16 protein-coding genes are annotated in these 23830 nt (G+C 54.1%); 4 read left to right on the top strand and 12 right to left on the bottom strand.

The window, feature by feature from the left end; all coding sequences use genetic code 11:
- Positions 1-14 precede the first annotated feature (14 nt).
- The 9 genes from B7994_RS03440 to B7994_RS03405 all read right to left on the bottom strand — a co-directional run bounded on the left by B7994_RS03440 (position 15) and on the right by B7994_RS03405 (position 15742).
- Positions 15-1301, bottom strand: coding sequence for a peptidylprolyl isomerase (locus B7994_RS03440; RefSeq protein ID WP_088637060.1), 1287 nt, complete (start codon positions 1299-1301; stop codon positions 15-17).
- A complete protein-coding gene (locus B7994_RS03435) occupies positions 1298-2128 on the bottom strand; it encodes a hypothetical protein (protein WP_144063727.1) in 831 nt (276 codons plus the stop codon). The genes B7994_RS03440 and B7994_RS03435 overlap by 4 nt, the downstream gene beginning before the upstream one ends.
- A 45-nt stretch (positions 2129-2173) precedes the next feature.
- Entirely contained in the window at positions 2174-6082 is a 3909-nt protein-coding gene (gene hrpA / locus B7994_RS03430; RefSeq protein WP_088637058.1) for an ATP-dependent RNA helicase HrpA, read from the bottom strand.
- Positions 6079-6219, bottom strand: coding sequence for a hypothetical protein (locus tag B7994_RS14025; RefSeq protein ID WP_158213063.1), 141 nt, complete (start codon positions 6217-6219; stop codon positions 6079-6081). Before B7994_RS14025 ends, hrpA begins: the two co-directional genes overlap by 4 nt.
- 18 nt (positions 6220-6237) lie before the next feature.
- The gene (locus tag B7994_RS03425) at positions 6238-9117 is read right to left on the bottom strand and encodes an FISUMP domain-containing protein (RefSeq protein ID WP_158213062.1); all 2880 of its coding nucleotides are present in this window, start codon (positions 9115-9117) and stop codon (positions 6238-6240) included.
- A 42-nt stretch (positions 9118-9159) separates the two neighbouring features.
- On the bottom strand, positions 9160-9993 hold the full coding sequence (locus tag B7994_RS03420) for a Cof-type HAD-IIB family hydrolase (RefSeq protein ID WP_088637056.1): 834 nt from the start codon (positions 9991-9993) through the stop codon (positions 9160-9162).
- A 99-nt stretch (positions 9994-10092) separates the two neighbouring features.
- Positions 10093-11682, bottom strand: coding sequence for an FISUMP domain-containing protein (locus B7994_RS14020; protein WP_158213061.1), 1590 nt, complete (start codon positions 11680-11682; stop codon positions 10093-10095).
- 100 nt (positions 11683-11782) lie between these two features.
- Entirely contained in the window at positions 11783-13342 is a 1560-nt protein-coding gene (locus tag B7994_RS03410) for a fibrobacter succinogenes major paralogous domain-containing protein (RefSeq protein WP_088637055.1), read from the bottom strand.
- 30 nt (positions 13343-13372) lie between these two features.
- On the bottom strand, positions 13373-15742 hold the full coding sequence (locus B7994_RS03405) for a sodium-translocating pyrophosphatase (RefSeq protein ID WP_088637054.1): 2370 nt from the start codon (positions 15740-15742) through the stop codon (positions 13373-13375).
- A 105-nt stretch (positions 15743-15847) separates the two neighbouring features.
- Between B7994_RS03405 and B7994_RS03400 the strand changes: the two genes are divergently transcribed.
- From B7994_RS03400 to tsaA, 3 genes are all read left to right on the top strand, one after another.
- Entirely contained in the window at positions 15848-16651 is an 804-nt protein-coding gene (locus B7994_RS03400; protein WP_088637053.1) for a hypothetical protein, read from the top strand.
- Between the two features lie 110 nt (positions 16652-16761).
- On the top strand, positions 16762-17877 hold the full coding sequence (locus B7994_RS03395) for a histidine phosphatase family protein (RefSeq protein ID WP_088637052.1): 1116 nt from the start codon (positions 16762-16764) through the stop codon (positions 17875-17877).
- A gap of 32 nt (positions 17878-17909) precedes the next feature.
- A complete protein-coding gene (tsaA, locus tag B7994_RS03390; protein ID WP_088637051.1) occupies positions 17910-18590 on the top strand; it encodes a tRNA (N6-threonylcarbamoyladenosine(37)-N6)-methyltransferase TrmO in 681 nt (226 codons plus the stop codon).
- 79 nt (positions 18591-18669) lie between these two features.
- Here tsaA and B7994_RS03385 read toward each other — a convergent pair whose 3' ends face one another.
- Positions 18670-19917 carry a sialate O-acetylesterase gene (locus B7994_RS03385; RefSeq protein WP_088637050.1) on the bottom strand — a complete coding sequence of 416 codons (1248 nt, stop codon included), beginning with the start codon at positions 19915-19917 and terminating at the stop codon, positions 18670-18672.
- A gap of 239 nt (positions 19918-20156) precedes the next feature.
- Here B7994_RS03385 and B7994_RS03380 point away from each other — a divergent pair, with 239 nt between their 5' ends.
- Positions 20157-20666, top strand: coding sequence for a lipocalin family protein (locus B7994_RS03380; protein WP_158213060.1), 510 nt, complete (start codon positions 20157-20159; stop codon positions 20664-20666).
- Positions 20667-20684: 18 nt separating this feature from the next.
- Here B7994_RS03380 and B7994_RS03375 read toward each other — a convergent pair whose 3' ends face one another.
- Complete coding sequence (locus tag B7994_RS03375) at positions 20685-22607, bottom strand: transglutaminase family protein (protein WP_088637048.1); 1923 nt, start codon at positions 22605-22607, stop codon at positions 20685-20687.
- Positions 22604-23830, bottom strand: a complete 1227-nt coding sequence (locus B7994_RS03370) for a DUF58 domain-containing protein (protein ID WP_088637047.1) — start codon at positions 23828-23830, stop codon at positions 22604-22606. Before B7994_RS03370 ends, B7994_RS03375 begins: the two co-directional genes overlap by 4 nt.

The following is a 23830-nucleotide window of genomic DNA, read 5'->3' as shown; positions in this document are numbered from 1 at the left end:
ACTTTCCAATAACACTATTCCGTCATGCGGATTTCGATGTGAACTTCATCACGCCATTTCTTGATAAGCGCATTCAGTTTCTCGTTTTCAAGATGCGTCGCAGCCATTGCCTCGATCTTGCCGTAATCTTCTTCGAGAGTGAACTCGCGAATCTGGCGGGAATCGTCCAGACGGAACAGATGGTAGGAACCGTCTATTTCCACCGGCTCCGAGACCTCGCCCACATTCAAGTTCGCCACCGGGTCCACATAGGCAGGTTCCATCTCGTTCTTCTGGAACCAGCCCAGCAGGCCTCCTGCAAAGTTACTCGACTTGTCTGTACTGAACTTCTTTGCTGCTGCAGAGAAATCTTCCTTAGTCTTGATCGTGGCTCGGAGAGAATCCGCTATGTGCAATACGCGGGCGGAATCCGCCGCTGTCGGAATCGTGCGGAGCAGGATATGGGCCGAACGCACGCCATCTTCCTTACGGCCAATCACACGGACAATGTGCCAACCGCGGTCTGTCTTGACCGGAGTAGATGCATACTGTCCGTTCTTCAACTGGTCGAGAGTCCTTTCGAACGCAGGGTCCAGGAGACCGCGCCTAAAGTAGCCGAGATCGCCACCATTTGCCGCAGAGGAATCCTGCGAGTGGTTCTTGGCCAACAACTCAAACTTGATGCCGAGATTGAGGCTATCGACAAGAGTTTCTGCAATGTGCTTCACAGAATCCACGATAGCGGAATCCGGTTCTATTTTCAATTGGATATGGCTCAACTGCACGCAGTTGTACTGTCGCGGGAGAGAATCCTTATAGGCCTTGTAGAAGGCATCGACCTCTTTCTTGGTCGGGCTCACCACACCCACATGGCGTTGGCGGACACGCTGGAGTTCCACGTGACTGCGGATCTGCTTAGCAAGTTGGTCACGGTACTGGGCCATGCTTACCCCAAGCTGTGCACGAATGGCCTTTTCCAAAGTCGCCATATTCACATTCTGGCTTGCCGCAAGCTGAGTCAAGTGAGCCGTCACGCGTTGGTCAATCTCGGCATCACTCACGACAATAGAATCGCGATCAATACGGCTAAGCAGCACCTTCTCCTCGATAAGTTTGTCGAGCACATACTGCTTCTGCTGTTCCTCGCTCATTGCGGAACCTTCGGGAGTCTCCTGGAAATGATAAAGGTTGTTCAGGAATTCCGAACGCATGATAGGTTTACCGTCGACAATCGCAGCAATGCCTTCCATAAGCACAGGCGCAGCGAAAGACGCAGAAACAAGCAAACCTAGCGTAAGAGACAACAGACCAATCTTTTTCATTGATTTTCCTTTTCAGTAAACACGGGCGACTTCGAGAAGATAGGGCGTTTCATCTTCCATTCCTTCTTGAGCCGTTCCATAACCATTTTCTTATGTTCGAGCCAAACCAAATTCGAAACATCCTCCGCAACTTCCACGTAAGGGCGGACTTCCGCAGAATCAAGCCTTTCCGTAACCACGGCCATTTTCAGGCCATTGCCACAGAAGCGCATAGTCGAGAGCTTGCCTACGGGGAACGAAGGAATATCATGAATGAGGCAGGTATCTGGCGAGACATCGACAGAATCAAACGTGAGGATTTCTGCAACAAGGGGATGTTCAGTCGGCACCTTGTTGAATACACGCGATTTCATTTCGCGGTAATAGGCATCAGCATTCGCCCAGGTCTTAAAACGGAGCACCGCACCCGAAATAGTAGTCTTTCCACGAAGGTAGGAATCCTGGTGTTCCTGATAGTAATTGAGTTTCTCCGCATCGCCCACCATCATGGTATCGGCGAATGTCTGCAGGTAGTAATCCACGACCATCTTGCGGACAGTACTTTCAATTTGCGCAGCAAGGATGGTATCGTTGGTGATTTTGGCATCCATTGCTTCCTGGTAAATAACCTCTTCTTCCATCCAGTGTTCCAGGAATGCGAGTTTGGCACGGTCATCCAGGGAATCCCACTGGGGAACATACTTGTGAACCATAGACTGCGTGAGCTTGGTTGACCCGACAGAAACAATGACAGGGTCTTCATTACCAAAAAACTTGCCAATCGAGAAATCACACGCCACCAAGAACAGGAGCGTTAACGCGCACAATATGCGAAGTAGAGAAGTCATCGCCCCAAATTTAGCAAATTTGACTGGTCCTAGACCAATCTGGCGCTATTTCAAACGACCGAAACGCCCTTTAAGCTTAGCCAAGGCATCTTCTTCGACAATTTCTTCGGCATCATCGCCCTTGCGCTTGAACTTAAGGATTTCGAAGTCCTCGAGCATGGCCGAGGCCTGCAAGTAGAGTTCCGGATATTCAGAATCGTCCTGTTGCATGCGCTCCATTTTAGAAAGGATATCACGGGCATTTTTCAATTCGTGGTCCTTCATAAAACGGGCCTTGAGGAAGGGGCGGAATTTTTCGCGGAGGTCGCGAACCGACAGTTCAGGGCGGGCCGGACTATTGCAAGCGTCGAGACTAGCGGCATTCAGCCGAACAATTCCGCAAAGGGCAGACAGCCTTTCGAACAAAGTTGTTTCCTTGTTCGAACCATAAAGCGAGAGAATTTGCGACAGTTCGCTCTTGGAAGGAGATGCTGCCAGCGCATCGCGGGCATGGTCAGTTCCCTGACGCATCGCCACGGAAAATTCCTTTAGCATGTTCCAGAACTTCACGAAGGTTTCGGCACCGAGAAGAGCGGACTCGTACGTAGCACGCACCAGCGCCAGCCGGATTTCCTCGTCTTCGCTGCGGGTACTCGCAGCGAGGTTCCTAAAGTCCCTGATTTTCTTGCCGCGGGAATACTCGAGACCCGAGAAGCGCACGCATCGGTTCGCATCCAATTCATCGGCAGTAAGCGACTTCAATGCCCACGACTTGAGCGCTGTCTTGAAGCCGTCAGAATAGAGGCCACCCGTCTCGAGCATATTCAGACGGTCGACAATAAGGGCGGAGTCGGCATCGGGCTGCGTGCGATTGCCGGCACCGGACTGCGCGCGGCCTTCCACGCGCTTGCGGAAGGTCTGCCAGAAGGCGGATTCTGCCGGAGCCATCAGCGCCGATTCCCCGAGACGCCAGCCGAAGCGCATGTCGCCGAGCGCAAAGTCTATACCGAACGTCACGAGGACGGGTCGCACCGCTGCAAACAGCCGGAAACTTCCCCACTCGGGATTGATTTCGGTCGCAAACTTTTCCGCGAAACCCTGCTTGAAGATTCGCGCATGAATCCGCAGGTGGTTTTCCTTTTCGGGCGTAACCGTCGGGATGTCGCAATCGAGTTGTTTTATGCCGGCAAAGACTTCGTACAAAAGCAATAGCGGTGCCTTGTACGGGTTTTCCTTAAGCTTGTCGCAGAAGGCGTCATCGATAAACGTGCGGCGGCCTTCCAGTTGCTTCTTCGCCGTCTTTGGCATCTCGCGGATGACGGATTCCGCCATCCACTCACGCCACTGGTGGATAGAAAGCGCAAGCGTCGCGGGCGTCACCTGCGGGAGCATGTCGTAAGGCAAGTCAAGCGTGATGCCGTCGCAGTCGCGCATCGCATCGAAAACCATCTCGCCCACTACCATGCGGCAGGAACCGTCGAGCCCTTCGATGCGGAACTGCTCGAGGGAGCCTCCGAGAGAGGGTTCCTGCGGCTTTGCCGTTTTCTTCTTGTCACCCTTCGCCAGGGCATCGAATGCGCGGTTGCTGAAACCCGTATCCGTATAGCTTACGCCCGTTTCGCTCTGGTCCAGCCAGAACTTCGCATCGAATTTCAGGAACTGGTCGGTATGTTCGCGGATGTAGTCCTTGAGCGTCTTGATGGAATTCACCTCATGCGCAATGCGCACGTAGTAATCCACCAGGGCATCTTCGCTCGGAGCAAGCCCAAATTGGCGCTTGCGGGCTTCCAACGCATGCAAATCCTCGACGACGCGTTCGTTGTGCGTCATAAACGCGAAGGGTCGCGCCATCTGGCCAAGCACTACGGCCTCGCGCCAGAAAATCTCGGCACATTCACCGGGATTCACGCGGGCATAATCCACGCGATGGCCGCGGCTAATCACGAGCCCGCGGAAACTCACCTCCTCCACCGCTTCCACAAAACCGCGTTCCTGGTTCCATGTGGGCGCATACCAGCGACGCGTGCAGAAAGGTTCCGCCACCTGCATAATCCATTCGGGCTTGATTTCGGCAGCCTTGTTGAGGAATATGCGGCTCGTCTCGCGCACCTCGGCACTAAAAAGCCATTCCGCGCTCTTGCCGTAAAGGTCACTGCCCGGGAACACGTGCGTCTCGCGGCCGCTCACCAGGCGGTAGCAGCCGTTTTCCATGTCACGGAGCGCAATGCCGCCCAGGAATCCCGAAAGCAAGGCGATGTGCAGGTTGTCGCGGTGGAAACTGTCGAGCGGGCACACGCGATTCTCGAATTTCACGTCGAGGATGCGCCCAAACTGTTCGTACAGATCGATCCATTCGCGACACCGCAAGAAATGCAGGCTGTTCTTGTCGCAGAACTTACGCAACTTGTTCCAGGTCTTGCCATCCCATTCGGCGCAGAAGGCGTTCCACATGCAGATGAACGTAAGGAAATCGCTCTTGTGGCCCGCGAACTTGCGGTGCAGCTGGCGAATGCGGGTGCGTTCCGGTTCCTCGCTCGGCACCACACGCGGGTCCTGGATGCTCAAGGCCGAACAGACAATGAGCGCGGGTTGCAATACGCCGGCATCGCGCGCCCGCAAAAGCACCGCCGAGAGCGCCACGTCCATCGGGAGGCGCGTCATCTCGCGGCCCAACTTGGTCACATGCCCGCTAGCATTATCGGCGGTCAACGCGCCGAGTTCAAAAAGCGTCTTGTACGCGCCGCGGAACGCCGAATGCGGCGGCGACTGCAGGAACGGGAAATTTTCGAGTTCCAGCCCGAGGCTACGCAGTTGCAAGACTACGTTCGCGAGGTTGCTCCGCCGGATTTCCGGCTCCGTAAACTCGTCCCGCTTCTCGAAATCCTCGGGAGAATAGAGGCGAATGCACACACCGGGCTTTACGCGCCCCGCACGCCCTGTGCGCTGCCGGGCACTCGCCTTCGAGATGTCCTCGACGGGCAACCCCTGGATTCTTGACTGTGCGTTGTAGCGAGAAATGCGGGCCGTACCCGTATCCACCACATAGGCGATTCCCGGAATCGTGAGCGAAGTTTCCGCGATGTTCGTCGCAAGCACCACGCGGGTCTTTTCCGTATGCCTGAAGATGCGGCGCTGTTCGTCGGGGCTCATGCGCCCGTAAAGCGGCAGGATGTCGAAGGTCGCGGAATCCAGTTCGTGCGCAAGTTCGCCCGCCAAATCCTGGATGTCGCGTTCCGTCGGTAAAAAACAAAGCAGGTGATCGCGGTGGCGCGTTTCCAAATCGAGAATCGCATCGCGGGCCTCGTCCAAAAGGCCGGAATCGCCCTTGCCGCTGGTGTCGAGCGCAGTCCGCGCCGCCAAACCGCCATCGAAAAAGTATTCCACATCCACCGGGAACGTTCTTCCCTCGGCTTCGAGCACGCAGCTGTTGTCGTAAAATTCCTCGAAGAGTTTGGCATCGAGCGTCGCGGAGGCCACAATCAGTTTGAATTCCGGGCGCTCATGCAGAACCGACTTGAAAATGCCGAGCAAAATATCAATGTTCAACGAGCGTTCATGCGCCTCGTCAATCACGATGGCAGAATACTGCCTAAAGAGCCTGTCGCGGCGGAATTCCTGCAACAAAATGCCATCCGTCATCACCTTGATGGGGGCGTCGCTCTGGCCCTGTTCCCAGAAGCGAATTTTAGTGGAGACAAGCGTCTCGTCTTTCAATTCTTCACGCAGGCGATCCGCAATGGAAATCGCCGCAAGCCTGCGAGGTTCCGTCACACCAATTTTGAAACCAGCCTTCTCGCCCTGCTCACCCGCGGTCTTACCATCGAACCATTCCAGCAAAAACTTCGGCAACTGCGTCGACTTGCCCGAACCGGTGTCTGCCTTTACAATCACCACCTGATGCTTCTCGAGCATCTCGAAGAACTCTTCCCGATGTTCAACGACAGGAAGCTCTGGGTAGGTGATTTTTAGAGTCATTCCTTAATGTGCCCGCACTTGTCGCAGGTGAGTTTATAGCTATTGTCGGGATCGACAACCATCACGCCGTCACATTCCGGCACTTCGCACGGGAGCTCGCCCGGCATCACTTCACGGTAAGTCTGCTTTTCTTCCATGAACCCAATTATAGAAAATCAATCTTTGAGACAACGGACAGGAATCGCATCCCCTTTCGAGAAGACGTGTACAAGCATGTAGGCATTCGTCGCATGCAGGGCAAATATGCTGGCATACTTCGCGTCAATCGATTCGGTAGACCAATAATAAGCTGTCGACCCAACATCCTCATATTTTTTCTTGGAACCGATCCAATTCCCCATGGGATACCCGTAAAAATCGACGCTGTCTATCCCTGCGTAAGCAGAACTCGCCCATCCGTCAACAGATTTCAGCACCCTCTGGGTATATTCAATTTGGTTCATCGTGTATCCATAACTCTGGTCAAACGGTTCCCCCGTTACGATTTCCACCAGGTCGTACCATTCCTGCTTCGAGGGAAGGTGCCAACCCGACGGGCAAATGCCGCGCACAATCGAATCCGCCCCGTTTCCCCTAAATTCGCCTGCAGAATCCATAGCCGCAGACCACGTATAGTACAAGCCGTACTTACTGCAGGAATCCGCATTACTATAAATGCAGAAATTCTTCGCGGAACCGATATCGTAATCGAAGGCGAGGTTTTCCGCCATCCAGATTTGCGAACCGATTTTCGTCGTCTTGTAGGTACGGCCATCGCGCTTGTCGAGAAGCGTATTCTTCTCCTCGTCATACAGGCTGGCGGCCTTACGCACAGAGTCATCGAATACATAGGTAACCGGTTTCTCTACGCAGTGTTCCGGACTCTCGTAAGGGACCAACTCAACCGCTTCCGAAAGCAATGCTTCATCCTTCAAGCAGCGAACGGGCATGTTCGTCCCCTTTTCTACAAAATCCATTTTCACGAACGAACAGTTTTCACCACTGAACGAGATGCCCCTAGCCACTTCCCTCGACGATTCTGTTCTCGACCAAAAATAAGCAAAGCGTTCCCTTCCGGTAGACCACCTGCTACCGGGATTGTACCCACCAGAAACCGCATTGAAGCCATAGGTATCGAGCCCACTTTCCTGCTGCCATCCGTTCTTGGATTTGAGTATATGGTTTGCCGAAAGCGAATCGCCAACAGTTTCAATCAGTTCGCGCCATTCATCTTCAGAAGGCAGGTGCCATCCCTTGGGGCAAACGCCGCGACGTTCTTCATTGTGCCGGCAATAATAATCATCAACCGAAGTAAATACGCTCTTGAAATCCATGGCATCGTCCCACTTGAAATAAGTACCAAGTGAATCACATTCTTCGTCATCGTTCCTATAACAAGCGATTCGATCCTGATATTCGTCTACGCCGATATTCAGGTTTTCGGCCATCCAGGTTTGCTTACCGATAGTCACAACCTTGTAATACTTGTTATTTCGCAAATCCTGCAGGTAGCCACCTTTAGTAATCGAGGAATCAACCCCCGTATACGAAGGAACTTTGTATTTAGATGTATCGACGGGACATTCATAATAGACGGGTTTATCGCCCTGGATACACCGGACACTGGCCAACCCTTTTTGACCACGACCACTATAGCCCGTACTATAATCGTTATTGCTAAAGTCTATGGAAAAATAATATCCGTCACCATTATCATGGACCCAAAGGTGTGCGCTCTCTCCCCTATTGAAGAAGGAATCAGCTTCAACACCAATTGTACCCCTTCCCCCAGCCAGCACACCAAAACCATAGAGATCAAGGCCACTTCCGTCGTGTGCATCTCCACCTTTTTTATAATCGGTCCAAGTTTCCTTGCTCTTCAATGTGAGGGCAGAGATATCGATATAATAGATGTCGACCACATCGGCATGTCCAGTCCACTTACGCAAGACCTCATAATTCGCCCGCGTAGGGAGAGTCCAGCCCTCAGGGCATACGGAATCCCGGGCAAATTCATACGAATAAAGCCGACCATATATCTTACAAAGGGAATCCTTACGTGCATAGCATGCCGAAACGGAATCATCTGCTTGATAGACCATGTTCTCGGCCATCCATGTCTGGTCCCCAATCTTCACGGTACGGTATTCACGTTTGTCTCGCGGATCAACAAAGGTTCCCTTTACCACCTTGGCCGTATCAAAAAGGTCCTTGAGGCGTTCCAGTTCATCCATCCGGCTGACGCTATCTTCGCGAGCAACCCTTATCACCGAGGTATCTTTCACGCAACGTACAGAAAAACCAAACCACTTCTTTTCTGTATCTAGTTCGAACTCATCGCTATCATACGAAATTTTCATGCTCCTTGCATTGTTTACACCATAATCCTCTTCATCCGAAGTCCAGAATATGCTCTCGAATCCGGCATTATACGATTTGCCATCTACATAGAACCCAAGAGGTAGTGCGGTAAAGCCCAATGTATCCTTGCCAACATTTCCGTCACGCCAACCCTTAGTCGACTTGAGCAGTAAACCCGCGCGACCCGTTGAACCTGTCTTCACGACAAGGGACCAGAATTCACTGTACGACGGAACGACCCACCCCTCGGGACAAACGCCGCGCCTTTCCGACGCAGACGGGCTCCTATAGTACCACACACTGGCATTCTGCATATCCGGCGACAGATTCATCGCGGCCGTCCATGTATAAAGGCGGCCACCCACATTGCAAAACGAGGTATCGTCCTCATAGCACCAGTTACCATCAGCGATATTGGGCAACAATTCCGAATCCGAAAAGTTCAGGTTTTCCGCCATCCATTCCAGGTTACCAATCTTTACCGTCCTGTAGACCTTTCCATCACGCGGGTCGGTCATTTTGCCATATTCTACATCGGGATTCTTGTATTCATCAGAACTCTTGGCCTGGGTATAGACATCGGTATCGTGTATGGCCGGATTTTCCCTATCCCCCGGATCGGTAGACTCTTCGTCGGCACACGCCGCTAAAAACAGCACAGACACGGCAACAAAAGCCGCACCGAACAAGTTCATTTTTTCCTTCCTATAGCAATTCATCGTTTTCCCCTTAAAAAATCAACTTTGCAACACGAACTTCTCGATAACCTCGGCGATTCCCGAGTGGTTGTTGTCGTTTGCGGTCACGTAGTCGGCAATGTCCTTCGCCACCTGCGATGCATTCGCCATCGCGACTCCGACACCGGCCGCTTCGATCATGGGGCAATCGTTCTCTTCGTCGCCCACCGCAATCGTATCGGCAACCGGCACCTTGTAAAAGTCGGCCATGAACTTCACTGCAGCTCCCTTGTTGCTCTGCATGTGCGAAAACTCGAGCATCTCGGGCTTGCTGAACACGTCGAAAAGCCTGCCCTCAGTAGTCTTCCGCATTTCGGTGCGAAAATCCACGAGGCCCGAATGTTCGAAGGGCGTAATGATGTTCACCTTGATGGGCGGCTTCACTACGACATTCACGAACTCGCCGTAATACTCGCGAATATCCTTCACCACCACGTAATCCATCTTCATCAGGCGGCAATACGTCTTGAGCTGTTCCGTCTCATATTCCGAAACAACGAGGTCGCCCGAGTAGGTGTGCGCGTGCATCCCGCGGGCATGCGCAGCATCCATGATGGCCTTGACCTCGTCAACAGGAATGTAGCGCGTGAGAATCGGTTTCTTCTCGCCGCAATCGTAGATAAGCCCGCCGTTGAAACTCACAAGGAAAAATCCCGGTTCCAGAAACCCGTACTGCTCCGCCAGTTGCTTCACGCTCGTAAGCGGCCGGCCCGTAGTCATCACGAACTTGTGGCCAGCATCAATCATTGCGCGAATAGAGCGCATGTCGGTTTCCGAGATGCGCTTGTCGTCGGTCAGGAGCGTGCCGTCAAGGTCTGTGAACAGGATTTTCATCTTTCCCTAATATAGCATTCAAATAGGGACAAAATAGCGGTATAACGCAAAATACCGCCCAGCGGGCGATATCAGGCGATAAAGTGCAGGATTATGGAATTAGTCTTTGACGCAACGAACAGAATACGCGTCTTTCATAGAAGAGCTCCACGTAAGAGCATAATCGCACTCGTCACGGACTTCCCTATTATGAGCATCGGTGTTTCCACGATCATCCATTGTAGAAGTCCAATAGATTGCAGACGACTCCTGGGCACGGAAATCCAATGGATTATTATCCATTTCCACCCATAATCCGGCAGGCACTGCCGTAAACCCGAAGGCGTCTATACCACCTCTTTTCCCCTTATCATATTCCCAGCCAGATGTAGATTTCAACATTATACCGGCCTCATTCTCGCCACCCACTGCAATGAAAAGATTGCTAAATTCCAAAGTATCGGGCAAGTGCCAGCCTTCCGGGCACACGCCGCGGACAACACCGCTGGCAGAACACTGCCCATCCCATCCGCACCCCTTGCCGTCCGAGCCAAATAGCGCAGCACTATCCATAGCGGCACTCCATAGGTACAGGCGCCCAAGCGAATCGCACAGGGCAGAATCGTTATCCACACAGAAGCTCGAAGAATCGAGCGTCGATGTCGGCTGCAGATACGGGTAACTGAGGTTTTCAGCCATCCACCAAAGGTCTCCAATCTTCACCGTCCTGTACGTCCGGCCATCACGCTTATCGGTCAGCGAACCATATTCGCAATCATCTTTCGTCTTGGTCTTGCAGGGCATCGTCATGGTCACGGAGCTTGTCTCATCATCAGTGCCGTCATCGTCATCATCGTCCCAGTCATCAGCAGAATCCTTGAGACATCGGACAGAATATGCACGGAGCTTTGTATAATCAAAAAGCATGAGATAGCGATCATATCGCAAGGACATCGTGTGAGCGTGGTATGCATCGATTTCCGTCGAACTCCAGAAATACGTGAAGATTCCCTCATACCGGTAATCCGCATCGAAGGTCTTGATGCCGGAAGGCAGTCCCGAAAAGCCGTAGTCATCGGTACCATTACCCGTACCACTTCTATACTCGAGCCAGCCACTAAAGGCTTTCAAGTTTGTACCGACATGAGAATATTCATCCGTAGCCATAAGCAAGTGTATAATATCTCGTTCACTGGGCAAGTGCCAACCATCGGGACAAACACCCTGGACATTCTTCGCAGGCAGGGAGCACTTCTTTCCATAGCCACATTCACCATCGGACTTGCCCACCGCAGCAGCCCAGGTGTACAGCCTACCATATATCTTGCAATGGGCCGGCTTATTGTCGTAACAGAAACTCGAAGAATCTTCCCACGCCGTCGGCTCCAAGGCCGCATAGTTGAGGTTTTCGGCCATCCACCACTGGTCGCCAATCTTCACCGTCTTGTAGGTCTGACCATCGCGCTTGTCCGTCAGGGTTCCATATTCGCAGACATCTTCCGCTTCTGTCTTGCAAAAGACAGCCTCTGTAATCGAACTGGAGGATTTAGCCCTATACGAACTCGACGACTTCACCGAACTGCTGGACTTGACGCTAGACGAAGAGTCGCCCGCCGGACGTGTCACGAAATCGCTACCGTCGTCACCACAGGCGACAAAGAAAAATGCCAAGAACAGCGCAAGTACAAGATGACACCACAAGTTCTTCATATTTCCTTCTATAATCTGTGGTAAATATAGCAAGTCCCTTTTATTATATGCAAAATATCCTCCTGAAGGGAGGACATTTTAGTTGCTATCTGAAATCAGCCTAGTCCTTGACGCAACGGACGGAGAGACCATCCTCTTTACTAATATCACTGATACTCAGACTCGCACTATCATAGTGTTCATCTAACCCAAACGTGTATACATTGCCATAAACCAAATGAGTCCACTCATCGTCAGAAACCTTAGAAGAAACCTCTTGTTTATACTCTGAAGAACTCCAAAAGAGCGCATAGGGCTCCTCGGGAGCATCATAGCTTGGATTATCTCTATCACCAAACATTCTCGCAGCGGGAAGAGCCGAGAAACCTGTTCCATTTGTGCAACTGCACAAGTCCCAATCCGATGCAGATTTGAGTGACGGTGCCGCATAGTTCTTATCACCAACGAAAGTCAACAACGTTTCCCATTCCGCATAGCTCGGCAAGTGCCATCCATCCGGGCAAACGCCTTGGATATTCCCCGACGGCAGGGAGCACAATTTTCCAAGGCCACACTCCTCTTCCGACTTGCCTACCGCATCCGCCCACCAATAAAGGCGACCGGTTTTCTCGCAATATTTCGCTGAATCAAGGTAGCAGTGACTAGAGGCCGTTTCAAAATTAAGATTTTCAGCCATCCATACCTGGTCACCAATTTTCACGGTCCTGTACGTTTGTCCGTCGCGGGAATCCGTCAGTTCACCATATTCAACTGACGCAATGGAACTACTTGATTTCGGCATTCCACTCGACGAGGAACCCATCACACAACGGACACTATTGAAGAGGTCTTCCTTGAAGGCATCCTTCTCATATGCAAAATCATCATAGTTAGATAAAGACACCATGTACGCACCATCATAACGAGTGTATTCTGTGGAACTCCAAAAATTCGCTTCTGCACCTTCCCCATAATAACTACTCCATTCTGCGAATCCACTCGGGAGAACCGTGAAGCCGAATGCATCCGTACCGTTGCCATCGTCAGACCATCCTGTCGTAGACTTGAGCAAATTCGCTGTCATCTTGACGTTATTTCCAGAGACCGTTTTGAACAAAGTCCTCCATTCGTCAATGCTTGGCAAGTGCCATCCGCTCGGACAGGCTTCCATAGCCCTTTCCCAATTGTAAAAGCGACCATACTTGGCACAATTCTCGACTAACCCGTTAGGGCATTCACTATTTAATATAGAATAGCAGTAACTATCGGCCGGTTCGTAATTCAGATTTTCGGCCATCCACACTTGATCGCCGATCTTTACAGTCCTGTAGGTCTTGCCATCGCGATCATCTACCAGCTCGCCGTATTCGCACGAATCTTCATTTTCACTCTTGCAAGCAGTTATAGAACTTGAAGATTTTGCAGAACTGCTGCTTGACTTGTCATTGTGAGAACTCGATTTCGGCGTTACGCTGGAAGAGGACTTCGCAGAACTGCTAGACTTCGGTGTGACGCTGGAAGAAGATTCATCATCGTTGTTCTCATATACACTAGAGGACGACTCTTCGTCCGATGGTTGCGTTGAGGTTCCGCTATTGTCATCGCCACAAGCAGAAAAAGCGACAAGGGCAATTGTCGCAAAAAGCGGCATCAAGATTTTGGATTGGAGTTCCTTCTTCATCGTAACCTCCAATAAAAAAGTAAAAATTTTTTAAAAGAACATATTGCCGAAGCGCACGACGACGCCAGCAAACACGACGCTCACCATGGTCATGAGCTTGATGAGGATGTTGAGCGAAGGCCCGGCGGTATCCTTGAACGGGTCGCCCACGGTATCGCCCACCACGGCAGCCTTGTGCGTATCGGAGCCCTTGCCGCCGTAGTTGCCCTTCTCGACAAACTTCTTCGCGTTATCCCAGGCGCCACCCGCGTTATTGAGCATCGTCGCAAGCGCGAAGCCGCAAGCGAGGCCACCGGCCAAGAGTCCGAACACGCCCGCTACACCCATGAAGAGGCCCACCAGCACGGGCACGACCACCGCAAGGATGGAGGGCACGATCATCTCGTGCTGGGCACCCGTCGTCGAGATATCCACGCAGCGCGCGTAGTTCGGCTCGGCGGTGCCCTCCATGATTCCCGGAATCTCGCGGAACTGGCGGCGCACCTCCTCCACCATCGCGCTAGCCGCACGCCCCACCGCCTTGATGGTGAGCGCACAGAACACGAACGTCATCATCGCACCGATGAACAGACCGCCGAGCAGCATGGGGTTCATCAGGTTCAGGTTGTAAATCTGCATAAAGTCGGTGTAATCGGCGCGGCTTGCCACCATGCCCACGAGGCTACCGTTCTCGGCGATGGCACGCGTACCTTCATCGAGCAATTTTACACCGCTTATATCTGAAACTGCAGCGGCAAGGTCGCTAGCCTTGTTCACGAAAGCCACCGAACCCACCTTCCACACACCTTCCGCCGAAGTAGCGAGGTGGCCAATCCATATCTTGACTTCTTCCACATACGAGGCAAGCAAAGCCATCGCCGTAAGTGCCGCCGACCCGATGGCAAAACCCTTGCCCGTCGCAGCAGTCGTGTTCCCGAGCATGTCGAGTTCATCGGTACGGGAACGCACCTCCGGATCGAGGCCCGCCATCTCGGCGTTGCCGCCCGCGTTGTCGGCAATCGGCCCGAACGCATCGGTCGCAAGCGTGATGCCTAGGGTACTCAGCATGCCGACAGCAGCAAAGCCCACGCCGTAGAGGCCCATCGCCATGTTGCTAAATCCACCCGCACACCCGAAGGCGGCGACAATGCCTGCGACAATCGTAATCACGGGGAGACCCGTCGAGAACATGCCCACGGAAATGCCGTCGATAATCGTCGTTGCGGCCCCGAGTTTCGCCTGGCCCGCAATGCCGCGCGTAGGCTTGTACGCATCGGACGTGTAGTATTCGGTAAACTGGCCAATCATCACACCGGCAGCAAGGCCCGAAAGCACCGAGCCAAAAATACCCATCGAGATAAAGTCAAGCCGCACCAACGCAAAGACTGCCACAAGGATAAGCACGGAAGACCCGAGCGTCCCTGTCAAAAGCGAACGCAACAGGGACTTGGTATTTGCGTCTTCGTGGGTTCGCACCATGAAAATGCCGAACACCGAAAGCACAATCCCGATGGCCGCGACAATCATCGGGGCAATCACGAGCTTGAGCCCGCCCATCGGGAGGGCGGCGCCCAGTGCCGCCGTAGAAAGGATAGACCCACAATAAGATTCGTAGAGGTCCGCGCCCATGCCGGCAACGTCGCCGACGTTGTCGCCCACGTTGTCCGCGATGGTAGCCGGGTTGCGCGGGTCGTCTTCAGGGATGCCCGCTTCCACCTTGCCCACAAGGTCGGCGCCGACATCGGCGGCCTTCGTGTAAATGCCTCCGCCCACACGGGCGAACAGGGCCTGCAGGGATGCACCCATCCCGAAGGTAAGCATCGTCGTCGTGATTTCCACCATCTTCGCATGGGCCCATTCGGCGTTATTCACCATGTCGGCAGTCCAGGCCCCAAGCGAAACCTTGGCCGCGACGTCGGCCCCGAAATTCCACACGTTATGGTCGTAAATGTAGTTGAGCAAAAAGAACCAGGCCGAAATATCCAGAAGGCCAAAGCCAACAACCACAAGCCCCATCACCGCACCGCTGCGGAAAGCGATGACAAGCCCGCGGTTCAGGCTGCTGATGGCGCCGTTCGCCGTACGGGAACTCGCATAAGTCGCAGTCTTCATGCCGAGGAACCCGCACAAGCCGCTGAAGAAACCGCCCGTCAGGAACGCCACCGGCACGAACGGGTTCTGGATGCCCATTATTGCTAGTACCACGAAGACCAGGAAAAGGACAGCAAAAACGATGGAAACCGTCTTGTACTGCCGCCGGAGATAGGCAAAGGCGCCCACGCGCACAAAATGCGCAATAGCCTTCATCTTGCGGTTGCCGTCGGGTTGTCGCTTCATGAACCGGTAAAAGAACAGTGCCATTCCCAGCGCAAACAATGCTGCAACCGGAACCAAATACCAATAAGCTGGAATTGTAAGCATAGAGGCCTCTCTTTGCTATATTTTGGCCGGCGTCCGACGACCTATAAAGAAATCTATAACGAAAATCGAAGAAAGTAACCTAATTTTTGTTTAAATTTACACTCCATGTTGGAAAGTCTCAATTTCCATTTTGAATTCTACGACTGGCTGCTCGTTTTTATGGTCACGGCACTCGGTGTTTTCAGCGCCTATACCCGCGACCCCCAGCTCAAGGCTGTCGCCGCCACGATCCCCATCCCCTGCGGGTTCGCCTATATCGCTGTCGGGCTCCCCATGGGCACCGCGAACGCCATTTCGGGGTTCATGTGCCTCCTGTACGTGCATATCGTGAGAATTTTGCACTACAAAGTAAAAATCCCGATTATCCCCTCCATTGCCGCGGGACTAGCCTTCTTTGTGGCACTCGGGACATTCCTTATGCCCAGAATCCCGGACGGGGAACCCTACTTTATCGGGGCATGCATTTTTGACTTTGCCGTAGGCGTAATCCTGTTCCAGACGCAAAAGTACAAGTCCGGCGTACGCTACAAGACTCCGCTGCCTATCTACATCAAGGCCCCGGCCATCGCCGGCGTCGTTTCGGGACTCATGGTCATCAAGCGCCTTATGGGCGGGTTCTGCACGAGTTTTCCGATGATGAACTCCATCGTAAGCTACGAATCGCGCTTCTCGCTCGGGGACCAGTGCAGGCAGCTCCCCCTGTTCCTGATCGCGGGTCCATTCATGTTCGCCGAGATGCGCTACCTCGAGATTTTCCTCCACCTGAACCACTGGATAGTACTTTTGTGCGGATACGTCCTTTTCGCAGCCATCTACTGGCCTCTAAACAAGGAACTCAAGCGCCGGAACGCCCTCGCCACCGACGAATATTCCGCCCAGGATTCGCAAAAAACGACTTCCAAAACATAGAATGACCCCAAAACGGGCCCAAACCTGTAGTCTTTGCGAAAATTTACTTGTAAATCGGGCGTCAAATAATTACATATTCAAGAAAGAATAGTAGCACCACGAGGAGCCCTATGAAAAAATTTGCATTACTTCCGATTTCCCTGCTTGCCGCCCTCGCCATCACAGCCTGCGGCGATGACAAATCCAGTAGCCCTGTCGGCCCCGAAGGCGGCAGCCAGCCGGCCATTTCTTCGGAAGCGCTTCCCGGTTCCTCGGAATCGGTTCCAGGTTCATCTACAATCGAGCCGACCTCCTCGGAAACTCTGCCCCCCTCTTCCGCTGTCGAACCGGGTTCCTCCGCCAGCGTGCCGCCGGTATCTTCCGCTGTAGACACGACTCCGGTTGAATTCACGACTGACGCCGTCGCCGTCCCCGACATGGGATGCACCACCGAACCCCTCACTGTCGCTTCGGGCGTCAAGGTTACCTGCGACGGGAAATTCGCCGGCAACGTCCAGGATGACGAAGACCCGACCCCGTTTGACCCGAACGCAGCCGCCTACACAAGCTTCGTCGGCATCCAGAAAATCTACGAGTCCCTCGAGGCCACCGACAAGGTCGTGTTCCTCCTGCGCCACGCCCACCGTACCGCCTCCACCGACTCGACGGGCGTCCTCACCGGCAAGGGATACGTTCAGGCCGACCGCGTTGGCCAGCACATCGCCGGAACCGAAGAAATCAAGTACTGGCATTCCGAAATTGCTCGCACACTGCAGACCTGCATGGCCATTGCACAGGGCCGCGGCCAAACAGAAATCACGCATACCGCTCTCAAGGACCTGAACGGCGGCTGGTTCGAAAAAGACCACGCCAAGATCGAGGAGTTCTACGCCAACGAGCCCACCAGCTATGACGTCGTTTCGCGCTGGGCATACAACGACTACCTTGACCCCGCCACGACCTACAATGAAGGCTACTACGACCTGATGGAACGCGGGGCCCAGTTCATGAACGAAATTGTCCTTGCAAAGATTGCCCCGCAGGGCCGTATCAACGTTGTCGTTTCGCACGACCAGATGCTCTACCCGCTCACCATTTTCGCAACGAACCGTGCGCTCGAAATGAAGCACCACGAAGACAAGAGTTGGCTGAACTTCCTCGCCGGTGTCGCCGTGATCATCAAGGCCGACGGAACCGTCAAGTACGTGCCGGTCAAGGGCCTTGACGAAGGCACAATGTCTAGCTAGTTCAGGGCATGCACAGCCTGAATCGCTAACGAATGGATTCCTACAACTTCAAGGTCATAGCCCGCATCAAAAGCGACTTTCCCGAAAAATTCGGGATACCCCGCCAGAGCGGGCTTGTTCCGTCATTGCGTTCCGTGATTCACTTCGAGCCGGAATTCCGCAACCCAGACGCCTTGCGCGGGCTGGAAGGGTTCAGCCACCTTTGGCTTATCTGGATTTTTTCAGAAAACGTGCGAGATACATGGCACCCGACCGTGCGACCCCCGCGCCTCGGAGGGAACACCAGGCTCGGTGTATTCGCCACAAGAAGCAGTTTCCGCCCGAATCCCATCGCAATGAGCTGCGTGAAGATAGAAGAGGTGCGCCTGGACGGGCCCGAGGGGCCGGAAATTATCGTGAGCGGAGCTGACCTCATGGACGGCACTCCCATCATTGACATCAAGCCCTACCTGCCCTACGCCGACAGCGTCGAGGGTGCAAAGGGCGGGTTTGCGGAAGCACGCCGGTACGACTGCCTGCAGGTGGAAATCGCACCCGAGATTGCGCGCCTGGTACCGGAAGGCAAACTCGATGCCCTCGTCGAGATATTGAGGCAGGACCCGCGTCCGCACTACCAGGACGACCCCGAGCGGATTTACGGGCTATCATTCGCCGGCAAGAACTTCAAGTTCAAGGTTACAGGCGACACGCTCACCGTCATTGCCGTAGAATAAAAAATACCCGAGGCAAGCGCCCCGGGCACATTTCCTACCAGATATCTCTCTGGCTTATTTTACCAGATATCTCTCTGGCTTATTTAACTTGCACCTTCTGTACAGAACGTTCGGAACCGACCTGCACCGAGAGCATGTAGCTACCCGCAGGGAGTTTTGCGGTATCAAATCCGAGCGCACCGCCGACATAGCTGTTGCTAAAGTCAAGCACCATCTTGCCCTGCATGCTGAACACCTTCGCGTTTATGGAGGCGCCGTCGACCTTGACAGGCACGGTCACGCGGCTGGCATTCACGACAGCCTTCCCGATATGGGCAGTAACAACCGGGGCAACGCCGATAGCGATTGTCGAGGAACTGGATTCTTCAACAGCGCTAGAAGGCGGAGCAACAACGCTGGAACTCGATTTCGGAGCCACGACACTAGAACTCGAGGCTACCGCACTCGAAGAACTTTCAGGTTCGGCGCTGGAACTGGAAGCCGTCGCCACCGGCTTGATCTTGTCACCCAGGACCTCGATCATCTTTTCGGCGTAGCGCTTGCCGAAATCGCGATATTCCTGCGAGGTGAAGTGGACGTTCTGGCCATCGCCCAATGCCTGGTTGAAGCCTTCGGAAGAGACGACGTAGAAGTTCTTGGACTGCTGCGGGAGTTTCGCAATGTTGTTGTTGGCACCGCTGCTCACGCCGCTGCGCAGCACTTCGCCTGCGAGGAACGGGATATCGTCGCCGAGGCCCAAGTCCTTGATGATGTTGCTGTAGACCCTCTTGACATTGGAGGGCCAGTTGCCGTCACCGGCATCGGTTTCACCCTGGTGGAAGATGATGCCCTTGATGACACCTTCTTCCTGCGCCTTCTTGGCCATCTCGATCAAGCGGCCGTAAGGGTTGCCGCCATACGTATTGATTCGCTGGGTCATCCAACTCTGCTGACCCTGGGCGTAGCTTGCATATTGATCCTTGTCGAACAGCTTGATGCTGCAACCTGCAACAGCGACCACAATGACGCCCACCTTGATCTGGGGGTCTGTCTTTTCGACCATCGTGCGGCCGAAGTAGTCCGTGGGGCCAAGCTTCGCACCCTGGCAGTGCGCCAGCGGGGGAGTCGCCTTGGACCATTGGCCCTTGGTCTTGCCGGAGCATGAGCCGTTGTCGGCCGCCCAGAGAACCTGGAAACGTTTGTCAACCGTCGTGTCCTGATTCCCGATATCGCCCTGGCCTTCCATGTTGGACTGGCCAAACGCGAGATAGATGTGGAAGTTAGGATCCGGTGCCGCATACACGGCCGAGGCGGCACAGGCCGCCAAGATCAATTTTCTGATTGTCATTTTACACTCTCCATAAACAACGACCGGATTATTTGTTAATCCGTTCTAATTAAAATCTAACCAAAAAAACAGGTCCATCCGCACCATAAATCCATATTCCGTTGTATTTATATGCAACACGGCGACAAAAGCGCCTTTTTTGGGGAAATCGCATGCAAATTTCACGCCATTCCATCAATCAAGGTAACGCAAAAACGAACTTTTATTTATATTCCCTATGTATTCAACGGAGGAATTCCATGAAAAAGGTTATTACGACAGCAATCGTCACCGCAAGCATCAGCCTCCTTGCCGCCTGCGGCAGCGAGGAATCCAAGCCATCCCGCGCCGATATGTGCGCCAAGGGCCTTAACGAGGACTGCCTCGTCGGCCAATGGAACCTACAGGCCATTCAGGCCAAGGACGGAAGCCAGATCTTCACCGACTTTTCTTCGGCCCCAAGTACGCTCGAATTCACGGACGACGGCAAGTTCCACTTTGTATTCACCACGGACGGATTCCTTTCCGAAATGGCTGGCAATGGTTGCGGCGGGACCTCCACCTACGGCACCTGGAGTATCACCGGCAATGTGCTGAATATCAAGCTCGGCCGTACGGACTGCCTGGAAACGAACCGTTCCTACACCGTCATGCCGACAATTAACGAACGCAGCCTGAACCTGAATACGACTCTGTTCCATGCCAACGACATGACAGACGCTCTTACCAAGGAAAACGCGGCTGAATACTATGTTCGCGTAGGCGAATAGCCGGAAACAAGCCTGTCCTTATGGCAGGCGTTTCCAACGCATCCGTTCATACTCATAGAGAACTTCTAGGGCACGCTCAAACTGGGCGCGCCCTTTTTGCGGCACCGACTCCTCGCGTTCAAGCCTGCGCAAGAAATTTCCGACTGTTTCACCAGGAAGGCGTGAAAAACCAAGTCGCAAGAGCGCTTGTTCTGCACGGACAAGCGCATGGACCCAGCGAATACGGGATGCACTAGAACTACCTCCGTCCGCCCTACGCCGTTTCTTGACCATGCGAAGCAAGAGAACAGCCGCCACAGCAAGCACAAGTGCTACATAAAGCCACGGAGAGCCGAGAAGAGCCTGCGCGAAGCCCTGCCACGAATCCACCGTACGGCGCCAGGAGCCTTCCTTGAGCACATGGAGCACGCGAGAGAACCAACCGCGAATGCCTTCTAGTTTCTGCGAAAGCCATGAAGGTTGCACCCTCTGGACAACGAACGCGGGAGGAGTCGGGTCGAAAGGCTTCCATTCCCTGCCGTTGAATACCTCGACCCAGGCATGCGAACTGTACCTGCGGAATACGGCATAGGGTCTACCCTCTACAGATTCCGGCCGCACGAAGCCTGTCACATAGCGCGCGGGTATCCCCTGCATTCGCAGCAACAGCGCAGAAAGCGTAGCAAAGTACTCACAATAGCCTGCGCGCGACTTCCAGAACGACCGCAACGGATCCTCTCCGGACTTGCCCGCATCGGGAACGACGAGCGAATACTCGAAATGTCTCGCGAAGAAATTCTCTATCGCGAAAAGGCAAGATTCGGGCGGAAGCGCAAGAGTGTCATTGTGCAGACCAACCTCGACCGCGACCGAATCCAGGAAGCCGCGCAAGGCGGCGGGGACAAGCGTATCGCCCCCATGCGGCAAGCCCACCACCGAACTTTCCTCGCTGTTAGGGACAAAGTAATACCAGTCACTACGTTTCCCGTTCGCCTTCGAGAAAATTCCCGATTCATCATATTCTAGGGAATCCGCATTCTTCGCCGCCACACCTACCGCACCGGGAGCCGCGAACAGGAACCCAAAATTGTCGAGCGGGGACTGCACCCAGACCATACGCGAGTGTTCCGGACTGGACACAGAATCCGAAGTCTCAAACACGGCATAGTCCACCTCGTAGCGCGCGGGGTAGAGTTTTTTCCCCGGCACCTCGGGCAACTTCCAGAATCCGCCGACATATTTCTCATATACGGCGGCGCGCATATGGTACGGCGGCAGCGAATCCCAGACGCGCAACACGATTTCGCGGTTATAGCGGCCCGCAAAATTGGATTCAAACGACCCGAGCTTTACCACAGGATCAAACCCCATCAGGTTGCGTTTCTCGTAGTAGTTCGCCATGCGTTCGGCGCTGTAGCTACGGTGGTGGCGCCAGTACTGGAAACCCGCATACGAGATGGCCGAGAATCCCGCCAAAAGCAGCAGGAAGAGGGCATGTTTCCACCACTTGACTCCAGGCCGCGCGTAGGCACGGACAAGGATCAGGAGCGCCACAAGGACATACGCAATTCCGCTTGCGTTCCCCTGATAGCAGCTCAGCAGCATCGCCGCCACGCCGTTAAAGAGGATAAAGACATCGTGTCCGCCATTGCCAAGGCTGCGCACCTGCAACAGCGCAAGCGACAAGAGATAGTACGCGGGAATATACACCAGCCAGGGAGAAATCCCGAATTCCGCCTCCGGGCTAAGCACCCACCAGATGGCGAAGGGGACGATCAAGCCGTAGGCAATCGACTTGCGGTACACGGGGACGCGCGAGGCGTCGTAGCGGAAAAAAGCCACCATGAAAGCCGCAAAGAAAACAAAGCCAAGCCATATCAGCCCCGAAGACATGCCCAGGTTGATGCTGGTCATGCAGAGGAGAAGCATTTTAGCCCGTTCGCGCGGGGCAAACTTCTTCATAGCGACACCCCCTCCGCACCTAGCCTATCCATGTCGACAAACAGAGCATCTTCCGCACAATCTTTCGCAGCAGACGTAGTGACGACAACCTGCTTGTGGACAAGCGGGTTCGATTCCACGTCAAGGCCTAACCGAAGCACAGGCCCCATCGGGCGCGCCGCGGGCGACCAGACTTTACCCGCAGGCAATTTTGCCGAAGAACCGCGCACCCATCTTTCGAAAACTTCCGCACGCGGGATTCGCGCCAAGGCCTCCAGGCAGGCGTCAAAGCGGCTATCCGCATTCAGCGCAATCTCGCTATCGCCTATGAAGAGCCGACCGAGAATTCCGCGTTCACACAGCCAACGGCAAACGCCGGCCGCGAGCCGGATCAAGGGCTCAACGCGGTACTTTTCCTGTATCGTGCGGGCGGCAACATCAACGACAAGCACGATGCCCGCTCCGCGTTCCACCTCGAATTCCTTGGTGAAGGGGCGACCGTAGCGCGCGAACGCCTTGTGGTGCAGGTCGCGCAGGGAATCGCCCTCGCGGTATTCGCGCACGCCCACAAAGTCGAGGCCGCGTCCAAAATCCGGCATGAGGAGCGGGGCAAACGCCTGGCCGTTCTTCCCCATCGTGAGGTAGGCAAACGAGCGCACAGCAATCTCTCGCGGGTACACGAGAAGTTCGGCCTCCCCGCAGTCAAAAGGCCAGCAGAGCATACCCCTAATCTCGGGAACGACGAGCGACACGCGCGGAATCACGAAGGCCCCCCGACGCGACGTGCCTATATCGCAACGAAGCATATGGTCGCTCCCGGGCAGGCACGACAGCGCGGGTCCGGATTCCTTGCAGACAAGCGAAGTATCTATCCGCCCGCAAGAAAGTGTCGCGTAGTCGAGAGAACTCAGGGCGCGGAACTGGAGTTCGACATGAGCGACATTCCCCTCCACCGCATTCACGACGCGGATACCGCGCCCTTCGACACGGGTCCTGCGCGCCGTCATGAAAAGCGACGGGACAAGCGTCAGCATGAAAAGGAAACAGACTCCCGAGAAAACCCACGGCAGCCAGAAATTCGCGACAAAGCCCACCACCAGCGAAAACAGGAACAGACTCGCGCAGGCGCGGCCCGCATAGGTAAAACGTTCGCGCCACAGGTAATAGAGCCGCATGAGGATTCCGGCACGGCGCGGAGTCCTGGGGATTGAATCCAGAAACCACTTGAAAAAAGACAGCCTCAA

This window comes from Fibrobacter sp. UWR2 (assembly GCF_002210285.1).
GTDB lineage: Bacteria > Fibrobacterota > Fibrobacteria > Fibrobacterales > Fibrobacteraceae > Fibrobacter.
Note: the sequence above shows the minus strand (reverse complement) of the source record. Positions and strands in the feature narration are given on the sequence as shown.